16 protein-coding genes are annotated in these 13,027 nt (G+C 43.6%); 7 read left to right on the forward strand and 9 right to left on the reverse strand.

Translation table 11 applies throughout. From position 1 onward, the window contains the following. The first annotated feature begins 251 nt into the window (after positions 1-251). The 7 genes from ACFS3A_RS03855 (at position 252) to ACFS3A_RS03885 (ending at position 5,467) form a co-directional block, all read left to right on the forward strand. On the forward strand, positions 252-650 hold the full coding sequence (locus tag ACFS3A_RS03855) for a single-stranded DNA-binding protein (RefSeq protein ID WP_379824013.1): 399 nt from the start codon (positions 252-254) through the stop codon (positions 648-650). A 54-nt stretch (positions 651-704) separates the two neighbouring features. Then, on the forward strand, positions 705-1,778 hold the full coding sequence (locus tag ACFS3A_RS03860; protein ID WP_379824015.1) for a DUF932 domain-containing protein: 1,074 nt from the start codon (positions 705-707) through the stop codon (positions 1,776-1,778). Between the two features lie 96 nt (positions 1,779-1,874). Continuing rightward, positions 1,875-2,507 carry a PRTRC system protein E gene (locus tag ACFS3A_RS03865; protein WP_379824016.1) on the forward strand — a complete coding sequence of 211 codons (633 nt, stop codon included), beginning with the start codon at positions 1,875-1,877 and terminating at the stop codon, positions 2,505-2,507. Between the two features lie 25 nt (positions 2,508-2,532). Beyond that, positions 2,533-2,751: a PRTRC system protein C gene (locus ACFS3A_RS03870; protein ID WP_379824019.1), complete on the forward strand. Its 219-nt coding sequence runs from the start codon at positions 2,533-2,535 to the stop codon at positions 2,749-2,751. Between the two features lie 16 nt (positions 2,752-2,767). After that, complete coding sequence (locus tag ACFS3A_RS03875) at positions 2,768-3,934, forward strand: hypothetical protein (protein WP_379824020.1); 1,167 nt, start codon at positions 2,768-2,770, stop codon at positions 3,932-3,934. Position 3,935: 1 nt separating this feature from the next. Beyond that, positions 3,936-4,664: a PRTRC system protein B gene (locus tag ACFS3A_RS03880; RefSeq protein ID WP_379824021.1), complete on the forward strand. Its 729-nt coding sequence runs from the start codon at positions 3,936-3,938 to the stop codon at positions 4,662-4,664. Next, positions 4,661-5,467: a PRTRC system ThiF family protein gene (locus ACFS3A_RS03885; RefSeq protein WP_379824022.1), complete on the forward strand. Its 807-nt coding sequence runs from the start codon at positions 4,661-4,663 to the stop codon at positions 5,465-5,467. Before ACFS3A_RS03880 ends, ACFS3A_RS03885 begins: the two co-directional genes overlap by 4 nt. A gap of 279 nt (positions 5,468-5,746) precedes the next feature. On the opposite strand, the gene ACFS3A_RS03890 is transcribed toward ACFS3A_RS03885, so the two are convergent. From ACFS3A_RS03890 to ACFS3A_RS03930, 9 genes are all read right to left on the reverse strand, one after another. Continuing rightward, the gene (locus ACFS3A_RS03890) at positions 5,747-7,036 is read right to left on the reverse strand and encodes a DUF6602 domain-containing protein (protein ID WP_379824023.1); all 1,290 of its coding nucleotides are present in this window, start codon (positions 7,034-7,036) and stop codon (positions 5,747-5,749) included. 155 nt (positions 7,037-7,191) lie between these two features. Beyond that, the gene (locus tag ACFS3A_RS03895; RefSeq protein WP_379824024.1) at positions 7,192-7,632 is read right to left on the reverse strand and encodes a DUF3872 domain-containing protein; all 441 of its coding nucleotides are present in this window, start codon (positions 7,630-7,632) and stop codon (positions 7,192-7,194) included. A 10-nt stretch (positions 7,633-7,642) separates the two neighbouring features. After that, positions 7,643-8,203: a conjugal transfer protein TraO gene (locus ACFS3A_RS03900; RefSeq protein WP_379824025.1), complete on the reverse strand. Its 561-nt coding sequence runs from the start codon at positions 8,201-8,203 to the stop codon at positions 7,643-7,645. Between the two features lie 24 nt (positions 8,204-8,227). After that, positions 8,228-9,121 carry a conjugative transposon protein TraN gene (gene traN, locus ACFS3A_RS03905; RefSeq protein WP_379824026.1) on the reverse strand — a complete coding sequence of 298 codons (894 nt, stop codon included), beginning with the start codon at positions 9,119-9,121 and terminating at the stop codon, positions 8,228-8,230. 23 nt (positions 9,122-9,144) lie between these two features. After that, on the reverse strand, positions 9,145-10,452 hold the full coding sequence (gene traM / locus ACFS3A_RS03910) for a conjugative transposon protein TraM (protein WP_379824028.1): 1,308 nt from the start codon (positions 10,450-10,452) through the stop codon (positions 9,145-9,147). A gap of 4 nt (positions 10,453-10,456) precedes the next feature. Next, entirely contained in the window at positions 10,457-10,726 is a 270-nt protein-coding gene (locus tag ACFS3A_RS03915) for a nitrogen regulatory IIA protein (RefSeq protein ID WP_379824029.1), read from the reverse strand. A gap of 11 nt (positions 10,727-10,737) precedes the next feature. Next, a complete protein-coding gene (gene traK / locus ACFS3A_RS03920) occupies positions 10,738-11,361 on the reverse strand; it encodes a conjugative transposon protein TraK (protein WP_379824031.1) in 624 nt (207 codons plus the stop codon). A gap of 18 nt (positions 11,362-11,379) precedes the next feature. After that, positions 11,380-12,375, reverse strand: a complete 996-nt coding sequence (gene traJ / locus ACFS3A_RS03925; RefSeq protein ID WP_379824032.1) for a conjugative transposon protein TraJ — start codon at positions 12,373-12,375, stop codon at positions 11,380-11,382. A 3-nt stretch (positions 12,376-12,378) separates the two neighbouring features. Further along, complete coding sequence (locus ACFS3A_RS03930; RefSeq protein WP_379824034.1) at positions 12,379-13,011, reverse strand: DUF4141 domain-containing protein; 633 nt, start codon at positions 13,009-13,011, stop codon at positions 12,379-12,381. Positions 13,012-13,027 lie beyond the last annotated feature (16 nt).

Consider the following 13,027-nt stretch of genomic DNA (forward strand, 5'->3'; position numbering starts at 1 on the left):
GGGTTGTATTTTTTAGCAAAGCCTTGCCAGTGCTAAACACTAACCTTTTTATGCTCCTGAAACGAAACAAAGCATACTCCGGCTCTTTAGACGAATAAAAAAAATGTCAGAAATAAAAAATCAAATATTAAAAACGATAATGATGAAACGAAACAGCGCCTCCTCTCATTGCCGAATAAATTTCAAAAAAAAAAGTAAAAAGTGAAAAGCAGGGCGGGGAAAAGAAAGTAAAAATTTAAAAACTAGAAATCATGAACATCACAGGAAGACTGACAAAGGATGCAGAGGTACGCACCTTGTCAAACAGCAGACAGGTAGTTAATTTTTCAGTAGCGGTAAACGAAAGCTACAGAAATAAAAAAGGGGAAAAAGTAGAACAGACCACATTTTTTGAATGTGCCTATTGGATCAGTGCCAAGGTAGCGGGCATCCTTACCAAAGGGGCGCTTGTGGAGCTAGCAGGCAGGGTAAGTGCAAGGGCATGGAAGGGAAATGACGGCGAGCTCCGAGCAGGGCTTAATTTTACCACCTCGCAAATCACACTGCACGCAGGGGGGCAAAAATCCGAGACGGCGAAAAGCGCTTCTAAGGAGCAGAAAACACTGCTTGAAACAAAGCCGTTAATAGGCAGGGACGATGTTCCGTTTTAGCTGCTTCTATTAATCATTTTATACGGGAATTGTAAACTTTAAAAATCAAAAATCATGGCACATAATATCAATTATAACAGCTCAACAGGGAAATACTCCTTTTTCAGCGTAAAGCAAAATGCGTGGCACGGTCTGGGACAGATTGTACAACAGTATCCGACTAGCCAAGAAGCCATCAGGCATGCAGGTCTGGATTATGATGTGGCTAAAAGTGAACTCTACACCAAAGGTTCGGGTATCATACAGTCCGCCGACGGCATTGAAGTGTGCAGTACCGAACTTATAGTACCTGATTACTATGCCAATATCCGAACCGATAACAATGCTGTGCTCGGGGTTGTGGGCAAAGATTACCAAATCGTGCAGAACCGTGAAGCGTTCAGTTTCTTTGATGCCATAATAGGCGGTTCCGATGGGATTCTGTACGAAACCGCAGGAGCATTAGGGCAGGGAGAACGCATCTTTATCACAGCCAAACTCCCTGATTATATCCGTGTAGGGAAAGGCGATGATGTGACCGAGAAATATATTTTTCTGACCACATCACACGATGGAAGCGGAAGCATAACAGCAGCTTTTACACCAATCCGAATCGTATGCCAAAATACCCTTAATGCTTCACTTCGTTCCATGAGCAATGTGGTGCGTATCCGTCATACATCCGGAGCAAAACAGCGTTTGGATGATGCACATAAGGTTATGGGGCTCGCGGACAAACTGAGTCTTCAGTTAGAAGGCATTTTTAATGAGTGGGCTAAAGTAAAGGTTACCGATCAGCAGGTTAAAAAAATGATTCAATTGGCATTATGTCCCAATGCAGAAACGTTGGCACTAATCAAAAAAGGGGCAGAGGAGCAGGTGTCAACCGTGTTTAAAAATACCGTAGAAGATGCTTTTGCCTATGCAATGGTAAGTGATACACAGCAGATGGAAACAACAAAAGGTACTCTTTTCGGTGCTTACAATGCCGTGACAGGCTACTATCAGAATGTACGTAAGTACAAAGACCAGGAAGCCAAACTGCAGTCAATCGTGATGGGCGGGACAGCGCAGGCAAAGAGCCAGAAAGCTTTTGAATTGTGTACCGCTTTTCAGACGCAGGGAGCGGAAATCTTAAAGCTCAACTAAATAACCACAGGGCTGTTGCCTTAATCCGTGACAGCTTTAATAAAAACATTGACCATACAAATTAACTGCATAAATCTAACTTAAATATTTAGAGCGATGAACACCAATTTTTTCAATCAGATAGCCCAGTTGCAGATCATAGGAGACCTGCACATTACAATTGCCAAAGGGGAACAGGACAGGCTTATCGTACTGGTTATGCTTCAAAACGAAGCCTGCGGGGACAACGCAAAAAACAGCATACCGCCCCTTAATCTCAGGGGAACAGCCGAAGAACTTGATAATGGCTTTTTTGAGAATATTGCCACGCCCCTTGAGTCTGCTTCGGGCTTGATGGTCAATATGGAAAGCTTTATGAAACAGTTGGACGAGACCAAAAAGCAGTCGGCAATGGAGAAAGAAAAAGCCGATAAGAAGAAGAAAGAAAGCGAAGCCAAAGACAAAAAGTATAAAGACGCAATGGTAAAAGCAGACGAATTGGAGAAAGAAGGCAGACACCGTGAAGCGTGGATGAAAGTGCCCGAAATTTCAGAGTTTCCCCAGTACGCTGAGGAGATTCGCAGGAGAAAAACGGCATTGTCCGATAAGTTCTCTGCACCGAGCCTTTTCGGGGCAGTAGAACAGGAAAACACCGAAACTCCGAAGCAGGAACAAATTTCTGCCGATACTTTCATTGAAGAAAGCGAAGCGGAGGAAATTGAAGAAGATGAAACAGAAGAAGAAGAATGAAGTATTAATTTAAAATTGAAAAATCATGCTATTAGCCACGCAGTTAGAAAGGGTATTTATACTCAAAGACAAAGGGCAGGAAATCAGGCTTTCTGACCCCGAGCCACGTTGGAGCACCGAAGCCGTACTCAATTTTTATGCAGGTACATACCCAATATTGACCACCGCCAAAATATCCGCCCCTGCCATCAAGGATGATGCAGTCGAGTACCGATTTGAAAGTGTAATGGGAACCAAAGGGTAGCCAAATTTTAAAAGCGATGAATGATGTACAGACAAATTACAGCGGGCACAATCAGCCCGCCCGAACAAAAAAGGCAGAGAGAACTGCACCGACAGCTCAGCGGGTTTATGAACTGGATGCAGAGACCCAAAGACGCAGGCGAAGTACAGAAAGACAAACGCAGGTCAGTTCCTGCGCCAATGCTTCCGATGGTTTTCTAAAAACTTCTTTTCTGCCCAAACTAGAAGAAAATAAAACGGTGCAGGATGGTCAGAATCCAATAAGTATGCAGAGGGATTTTTACACCTCCCTTACAAAGCTTGCCAAGCATTACAGCATTGTGCCCATGCAGACCGCTCACTTTGATTATCCCTGCAATATGGCATTGGCTTTATGGGATATAGAGGAAAAACTAAAAAAAAGTGTTTTAAACTGGCAGGAGTTAAGATTGTTACAGGACAGTAAGAGAACATATTTTGTAAGCGAGGAGAAGTACAATACAGGCACAACCCTGTATTATATACCAATTGAACCGCTGTACCTGATGACACGTGACCCTTTGCGCAGAAAGACCGCACAGCTTTTGCTGTCCGTATGCTCTTATCTCTATCACATTGCAGACATCCCCTATTTCAGACAGGAAAACAGCTACCTCTATTGGATGTATGAAATGCACCGTGAATGGGCAGAGCAGGACGAGGAAAGAGAAGAAAATGAAAGGTACGTGCGTGAGTTTGACAAAGCGGAACTTATAGGGGACTTCATGGAACAAAAGATTTTTAGCAGTATGAATTTAAAGGTATTTGAAAGACGTTTAAATGCTTTTAAATGCCGTGATGCATTTGATGAAAAGTGCCTGCATACAGCCCGTCAGGCTTTTCATTTATATGCGCAATATCCAAATGAAAACATTTTTAGAAATGCTCCGCTGAATAACGAAGATGAAGATGAGCGTGAGGAGATCGAGAGCATCGGTATGGAAAAGTACATTTCCTTTATAGGAAGTACGAAGGGATGGCTTTATGAGAGCCTTGCTGATAGCATCAACAATGAGTTCAATGAATACGGGGCAATGGATGAACCGACCATAGTAAAAAGCTTTGATGGAAATGAACTTGCAGATAACAGCCTTGATGTTGAGGTCAGGCTTTTCGACCTTTTGGACGATCTGTGCGAATTACTGTATAACTATAATCAACCCTAAAATGGATAATTTAAATAATATAACCCAAAGCTTTGGGACATTATACCACCCAAAATCCGCACTTGTTTTTTATGAATGCAAAGGAACGGAAACAGCTGTATATGTGGAGCATTTTGACATGGATAAAAACGGCAGTCCCATTAATGCACATCCGCTCACAGAGCGTGAAGCAAAAGCCTTGGCTAAAGCATTACTGACCGAAAAAGAAAAGGACAAAGCCTTTTTGAAATCAAGCGGAATTATGCCCACCAATATTCTGCATATCAATCCAAGTGCCGATAAAGGTGCAGTTTTGTGGCACACCAAAGCGAAAAAGCGAAAGCTTTATTTTGTCGATGGTCTTGGCATTCCAAGCGGTACAGCTTATGTACCGCCAATGGTATGGCATGCCTCAAAAAACAGCCTTTCGGTATTTGCCCTTGCAGGCAACAGCAGACCCACAGCCAAAACACCATTAAACTACGCCCCTTTTTTCAATATCTATGAAGACGGAAGGGTATGCATGGGTTCGGTAAACATCAATATTAAAAACTCCGCATCGGTGGAGGAATTCACCAGCGCATGGGAAGACTATTTTTTCAACAGCTATTTCAGCCATTTAATGGGAGATAAAAGTCCCATTAAAGGAAATTGCGTAAGCCTTTGGAAAGAACTTTTAGCAACAGGAAAAACTTTTCCTAAAGAGGTGCTTCAAAAAAATCATAAAACACTTAAAAACCTGCTAAAATGAATACCGATAAAACAAAAATGCATTTTACAGACCCTTATCTGATCAGCCCGACAAACCCAGTCAGCGTAAATGTAATAGGGGCAGGAGGTACAGGCTCAAAGGTGCTTACCGCCCTGATGGAAATGAACCACAGCCTTACGGAACTTGGACACGCTGGATTGTCTGTCCGCTTGTGGGATGATGATATTGTAACTACTGCTAATTTAGGCAGACAGCGTTTTGCACCAAGTGAAGCAGGACTTCATAAATCGGTTGCCCTGATTAATCGTGTGAACCGTTTTATGGGGACTAATTGGAAAGCGGAAACAGTAAAATTTGAAAAAGATAGTTTGGGAAAACTGCCTGAAAACACAAAGGCGGTTATTTATATAACGTGCGTAGACAGCGTACGCTCCCGTTTTGAAATTGCAGATATTTTAAACCTGCTCAAAGGTATTCGAAATCAAAGGGACTCGCCCAGATACTGGATGGACTTTGGCAACAGCCAGCATACAGGACAGGTTATATTATCTACTGTAACAGCGGTCACACAACCTGATTCGCAAAAGTACCAGACCATAGCAGAACTTCCCTTTGTTACAGAGGAATTCGGAGCGTTATTAAAACAGTCAGAATCAGCAGACGACACGCCTAGCTGTTCGGTAGCCGAGGCACTCGAAAAACAGGATTTATATATTAATTCGGCATTGGCGCAGATGGGATGCTCGCTTTTGTGGAATTTGTTCCGCTATGGCATGATTGAAAACAGGGGATTTTTTCTGAACCTTAAAAACTTCACTTCCCATCCCTTAAAAGTGGAATAAGCCCGAAATCGGGCGGCAAAAAGACAATTCCTTCCTTTGGTCGGGACAGTCTTTTTGCGTTAAATCGGAACAGCAAGTTTGCCAAAATGCAATGCTTCGCGATTTTATCAAACCCGCTGAGGTTCTATTTATAAGGGATGTTAGTATCCCTTTTGTTGTTTTCATCGGGCTTCTTTTCTTTCCACATCAGCGGTCAAAGAAAAGAAGCAAAAGAAGACCGCAAGACACCCTCATATAGTTTAGATTCTTCAAAATAACAGGATATAACAGATTTAATTTTTATTCTTTTAATTTTGCAGTTTCCCTGTTATACCACCTTGTAAATCTTCCGCTTTTATTTTCTCCGGCTACAATTTTTCCATTTGGCAGCACTGCGCACTGGCATTTATCAGTAAGCAGTTTTAATTTACCGCCTTCAATAAATACCAGTCCGGTACTTTTAAGTTTTTCTAAAAAATCATCTAAGGATTTGTACAATCCATTTCGAGTTACAAAAAAGCCAAGATTTTGGCCTACAAGATCAATTTCTTCTTTCAGGCATAACTCTCCAATAACTGCGTGCTGTATTACATCCAGTTCAGCGGGCTCCCAGCTTAAAGGCTCAATATGCTGCTTTAAAGAATTCTTATCCAATTCAAAGTACCTGTACTGCCATCCATAATTTCCTTCGGGTCCCTGAAGCCTGCAGTCCAGAAAGCGGTTGACCGGGTCCATTGTAAGGTCTTCTCCAAATTTCATTGGAAGCTGTTCGAACTTATAAGATAATCTGGTCCAGATTGCTTCCAGAAAATGTCTTGTTTTATTGTTCGAGGCTGTACTGTAAAATGCCCACCAATCTTTGTCATTTATTGTACTTCCAAACGGCATTCCGTTGTGCTTTATCATGGAGTATGGTCCGCAGAAAATTAAACTGGGAAAGTTTTGCGGTCCAAAGCCGCCAATTATATGGTTCAGATCCGTTGTGGTATTTGCCTCTAAGTAATTCGAAAATGATTCCCTGAAACTAAATTCGCTTGCAAATCCGTTGTATCCCCAGATTATTCTCACCGGCAGTACGGCTTCAATTTTCAAAGTATTAAAAATTGACCATTCATGTTTTGTGAGCTCACCTGATTTATATGATGTAATATCTTTTCTGCAGATAGTTTTAAAGGCATCTCTAAACAGCCTAAACTTAAAATTTTCTGCCTTGGCCGGATCGAAGTTATCGATCAGGAATTGTAAATTGGCAAAACCTTCTTTTATATCTTTTGCATATAATTTTTTTTTAACCTGTATCACTGCAATTATTTGTTCAGGGCGGTATTTGTATCTTTCCGTATATGGGATCTGCTCACCGTCGCCTTCAACGAGCATTACATCAAATTCCGTGTCACACCCCTTGATAAAGCTGTTTTTGATTACCCTTAGGTTCAGTCCCTCAAAAACTGATTTTTTCAGTACAGTCTCTGTCAGCCCTTCATACATTGCACCGATAGTGGTGGGGTGCTTAATGTCCTGCTTGTTGAGGATTTCTGTTTCAGCTGAAACAAATTCATCAAGGAGATCTGCGATTGTAGTTATATCCATCGTGCTGATGTTTTAAGGTTACTGAATCTGGCTGGGAATGTACGTCATTAATAAAGTTAAATTAAATATTTAAATTAGTAAAAAAACTGATTATAAAAAAATGACCTGCTGTAATTCAGCAGGTCACTACATAAAGAGTGCTCGTTATCAATACACTAATCAGCACTGTTAAACTCAAAACTCAGTTTCTTCTCATTCCCAAAATTATCTGAAATCCAAACATCAAAAGACTGGGAAACGACAGAATTAGAAGTATAATAGAGCCTGAATTCCTCAGCAGGCAGAGCATAGAGATCATTGGGCAGGTACTTCGGCGCATCGTAATACTGCAGGGTCCCCTGACCGTCATACTGAAAGTACCGGATGAAGTACAGAGCTCCAGAGTAACTGCCTTCCCGCTCAATGCTTATTCTTATCTCTGCAGTACCTCCGTTGGCAATATCCTTGGCAACAGGCATTATTTTTACCTCAAAAGGGAAATTCTTCTGTATTTCCAGTTCGTCCTTGCCACAGGACAACAGGATAATAGAACTTATAAACACTGCCAGCATTGCAGGCAGAAGTCCTTTTGTGAACTTACTTAAAATTGCTTTCATCATTTTCGTTTTAAAAATTAAACCTTATTCCAGCACCTGCAGACGGGCGGAACTGCTCCAGATCGGTGCCAAATAAAACTTTTATGTGTCCCTGCAGCAGCAGCACAAAATGGTCGGATAAATACGTTTCAAAAGAGAGCCGTCCGCCTCCGCCATAAACAAAGCTGTCTTCACTTAGTATTATCGCTCCGTCCTGCAGCAAAGCGTCACCACGGTTGATACTTTCGTAACCCGCAATACCGCTCAGCCCTGCATTAAGGGTAATGTTCTTACGGGCATCTCCCAGTAAAAAAAAACTGTAACCGCCCTCTGCGGTGTATATTTCTAGGGGTATGCGCAGGTGCTTGTATGGTAAGTTCTGTCGGGAATATTCTAAAGCCCAAAGTTTATAATTACCATTTTTGCCATTTATGGTCATCCCTATGCTGAGGTAATAACTGCTGTAAGGTTTATCATCGGACAGCGTTCCTGCATGAATTTCCATACCTTTTTGTTTGGGCAGCATGCGCTGGGCGGTTGCCATTGTAATGCCTGTCAAAATCAGCATCACGGTATAGATATACTTTTTCATTTCTATGTTTCTTTTAATCGATTATTAAAATTTCAGGTGCAGATCGGACACTAATCTGGCTTTTACCAGATCCGAATTCTCTAGCTGAAAAGCCTGGTATCTGCTACCGTTTTTCTCAAAAATCTCAACCAGAAGTATCTTATCATCGGAAATGGTAAACTGATCCAGCAGGAAAACATTATTATCTGTCGCTTTTCCGGCTATCTGATCCAAAGGCTTGAAAATACGCAGCGGTACAAGCAGCCTTTCCTGGACGGCAATACGCTTGGCTGTTTTTTTATCCACAACCTTGAAGTTTACAAAATCAATACGAAAAGGAACATTGCTTCGGTTGACAAGCTGGGTGTGGAAGTAGTATCTGCCATTATGGATGTAAAGGCCTTTTAAGATAAACTGGATCCCGAAACTTTCAGACCCGATGTGCTTTACAGTGCGCTTGTCGTTTTTGTAAATGGTTTCCAGCAGCAGGCCTGCCAGTGAGGGGGAGGTGTTTCCAAGCTCCTCAAACAGCACATTGCTTCCGGCGGTTTTTTCTACAGTCTTCTGCATGTCCTGCAGATCATAGCTAAGGACTTGCGGGCTGGGGCTGTACTGAGCATTAAAACTGTAAAATCGGCCGTCATCGGTAATGACCGAAAAATTGGTCTCGGGTTCAAAATCTTTTATTGATGCTTTTATTCGCAGCACATTTGGGGCATCATCCGCCTTGGCGGCAATCAGGCTCGCGCTTCCCAGATCCACATAACGGATAGCGGATGGGAAAATCAGATGGGAAGTTTTATCGTACGTTACTTCCATCGCATAGGGCTCTATCTTTCCCAAAGCAAGCTGTGCTGCTGGTCTTTCCTGCGAAAAGGCAGGCAGGGTAGAAACTATCAAAAAGGGTAATAACCAAAAGGTTGTAAAATAATTTTTCATATTTAATATATTTAGGATTGCTTTTATTTTTTGGAGACCAGAAAAACCTGGTGTCCGCTTTTCAGTGTTACTTTGGGTGTCTTTATTTTTTTGGAGAAGTAACCCGAAATCCCCTGAACCACACCTCGGCTCAGATCAGCCGCCATCTGCTGTCCTGCCGACTGGGTCAGCATCAGGCTGGTGCCGGACTGCTGGCTCATATTGCCTGCCATTTCAGTCAGGGCATTCATTTCAGCAGAATAAGGCATGGATAATCCCTGCTGGCCGTCGATATCATAAATGGTTATATCAACCGGAATAATACTGCCGTCCAGTTCAATGGAAGTAACTTTTAACTGTAAGCGTCCTGCCTGGATCTTAGCCGCCGCGGTCAGGATCGTTCCACTGGCAATGATGTGCCCGGGCAGCTGGGCATGCTCCAGTAAACGAAGTCGTACACTGCCTTCTGAGGTAATGGTCTGGGTTTCCTGTACACAGGCCCTGACGCTGTTCTTGGGCTGTAATGCCTCCTGCTGGCAGCCCGCTGTATAAAACCCGCTGTTACTGCCCTTGTAACGGCCAGCTGAAAAAGCGCTGTCGGCAGTTTCTCGGTAAAGGGAGGATACACCGCTTTTTATCTCTGGAACAAAGGGTGCAAAATAGGGTGCCTTATTACCTGCAGCAGCAGGTGCAAGTGAACTATTTTTGTCTGCTCCTGCTGCAATAGTACCCGAAGGAAGATACTTGGCAGCCAACTGATAGGATTTCTCCATCAGTGCCAGCTGGTCATCCACCGTTACTGCGGCAGGGACTTCTTTTTGTGCCAGCCTGTCCTTGATCTGCTCCAGTTCCTTTTTAAGCTGCCTGGTCTCGGCGTTCTCATCCTGATAGAAAGAGCCCAGTGTGCTCTGGGCATTTCGATAGCTGTTTACTGCCGGATTGCCCTGTCTGTGAGAACTGCCGGTTTCTTCTTCAGGTACCCCTTCCTGCTGGTCATCTGCTCCGCTGCCTTCATTCCAGTAATCGGACAGCGAGTTTAAGGCGTCTCGCTTCTTATCTTCTTTATCCTGGAGCACTTCCTGCTCATAAGCCTTCTGCTTGTCTGCCTGCAGCACTGCCTGGGCAGGCTGCGGCACCGAATCGTTAATGCCGGGATTTTCCTTCAGCTCGTCTTGCGGAGAAGGACGGAATATCAGGACCATACAGCCTATAAACACGACGCCCATTAAAGCGAATATGAGCGGTTTTACAGCACGTTCACTGAATTTTTTTTTATCATCGTACCCTGATGATTCCGCGTTTTGACCGGTATCTTCAGTAAGGATTACGGCCTGTTTTTTATTTTCTTTCATTGATCTAATTATTTAGGATTATCTCTAATGTGTCCCCGAGTCGTGCGGGACTTTTTTTCTCTGATGGAACAGCGGTCCCAATGTGCCCGATGTTCAGATTGTTCTGGGATCTTGCAGTATCTTTCCATACATTTACAATTACAGCAATGGTCAGCAGCAGATATCCTGCAAAAAAGTACAGCAGGTATTTGTGCTGTCTTTCAATTGGAAGCTCTTCCCAGCGTCTGTCCAGACTCTCAAGCCATTGGTCTGCGGTATTTCTTATGTTTTTCATTACCTGTATTTTTAGCGTTCGATGACCTCTATATCCCTGTTTTCTGCTACAGCGAACTTTTCGATATTGAAGCCCTGCGGGTTATTGTCCGAGCGGACTGAGTTTACCAGAAAACAGGTCGTAACAAGGCTTCTCTTGGTCACATTGCTGGATCGGATAATAAATTGTCTGGCGTAACTCCGCACTGCGTAAGGATACTTTTCGAAATTGCAGACAACACTGTCCATTTCGATACGCTGCTGTACATTGCCCGATATGATGCGGTTGTAATATCCTTTTTCCGTAAGGTCTTTGTAATAATCAAAGGCACTTTTATCGGCGAGATTAAACGCCCTTTTCATATTGCTTTCAATAGCATTCTTATCAGGGGCAAGTGTAAAGAACAGTTCATGAAAACGTCGGACATGTTCCCGTGCTTCTACCGGGCGGTTGATCGACGCATCCTGCGCAAGGGCCAGCATCAGGGACTTGCCGTTGTCAAGGACATAGATTTTCTGTCGCTGCTGTTCTGCAAAACGGTAGGACTGCCACAGGGCATATCCTGTAATGCTGATGCAGAGAACAGCAAATACAATGGCATAGAGCCTGATCTGCCTGAAGCTGTTTTCGATATTTCTTAATGTTTTAAATTCCATTTTGTGACTGTTTATTAGTTATTTACTCATCAGCCTCCCGCCGATATTACCTGCAGTTGAACCTGCTCCGGCCCCGGCAATGTTTCCGGATTTCATGGCGGTCTGGTTGACATTGCGGGTAAAGTTACCAGCGCCTCCGGCCTGAATAATCCAGCCAGTTACAGTCGGAATAGTGAAATAGCCCACGATGCCGATAATCATAAAAATGATATATACTGTATTGGAGGTATCGGGAATGAAAGACGGATCGGCCAGCATTTCAATATCCCTTTCAATAATGAGCGATTGGATCTTGGCGAGCATTGAGCTGAACAAATCCGCTACCGGAAGCCATAAATAGACACTGATATACCGGGTGATCCACTGGGTGAGGGTGGACTGGAAGCCATCCCATACCGATATGGCAAATGCCAGAGGTCCGAGTATAGACAGTACAATCAGAAAGAAAGTCCTTATCGTGTCTATTACCAGAGCTGCGGCCTGAAAAAGTATCTCCAGCAGGTTGCGGAACCATTCTTTTATGACCTTCTCTATCTGATAGGTCTGCCTGTCCATGTACATTCCAGCCATTGTTCCAATGTCCGAAGGCGACCAGCCCAGTTCATCGAGTTTCTTGTCAAATGCTGCGTCCGATACCATGTAAGCGGTTTCAGGATTGCGGACCATCGCTTCATGCTCCAGCAGGTCTTTTTTAGCCTGCAGATCATTCAGGTCCAGCACCTGATTCTCCAGAATGCTGTGTGTTCCCTGCACAATCGGGCTGAGTATGGCATTGATGGTACCGAGCACCATTGTCGGGAAAAACATGATGCAGAGCCCCAAGGCAAAAGGCCGCAGCAGAGGGTATACATCGATTGGTTCTGCCCGGCTGAGCGCCTGCCATACTTTCAGGGCTACAAAGAACAGGGCTCCCAGACCGGCCAGCCCCTTGGCCACTGCCGCCATATCGGCGGACAGCGGGAGCATTTCATCATACAGCGAGCGAAGTACTTCATGAAGGTTATTAAATTCCATAGCTTACCAGTATTTTTGGCTGGGAGTTCCATAGAGATCCAGCACCCTTTTGGTATTGCTCTGCTTCTTAGCCCTTAAGATGCTTACCGTGATATTCTTGTTGGTGTAGTAACGCACCAGACCGTGGTATTCTTTGACTTCTTTATATACACGATCGATGATATCCATGCGCTCTTTATCATTAAGAGACAGGGTAGAAGAATTTACAATCTGTTTGAGCTCCTTGAGCAGCTCGGTGCTTTCTCCCAGCAGTACCGAATAGCCGTTGGCAATAGCGGTCAGCTCCTGCACGGAAAAATTGGGGTCATTGAGCATTTTTCCAAAATTCTGCACATACATCTGCGATACATCGCCCACCAGCAGTACGGTCTGCTGCACCTTTCGCGCATCTTTTACCAGATTATTAATGGCCTGAAGCTTGTCATAATATTCCTTGCCCTGTTTGTAGACCTTTTCCACTTCCTTGAAATTTTTTACAACATTGCTTACCGTGGAAGAAGTCTGTATGATTTCATTTGCGCTGTTAAGGATTCCTGAAGCCAGGTTTGCCGGATCGGTGACCACAAATTGGGCTTTCGCTGATGGTGCAGCGGTAAGCATGAATGCCGCGGAAACCGTAAATACTAATTTTTTCATTTTTCTTCGATTTTTA

The organism is Flavobacterium notoginsengisoli, from assembly GCF_042686225.1.
Taxonomy (GTDB): domain Bacteria; phylum Bacteroidota; class Bacteroidia; order Flavobacteriales; family Flavobacteriaceae; genus Flavobacterium; species Flavobacterium notoginsengisoli.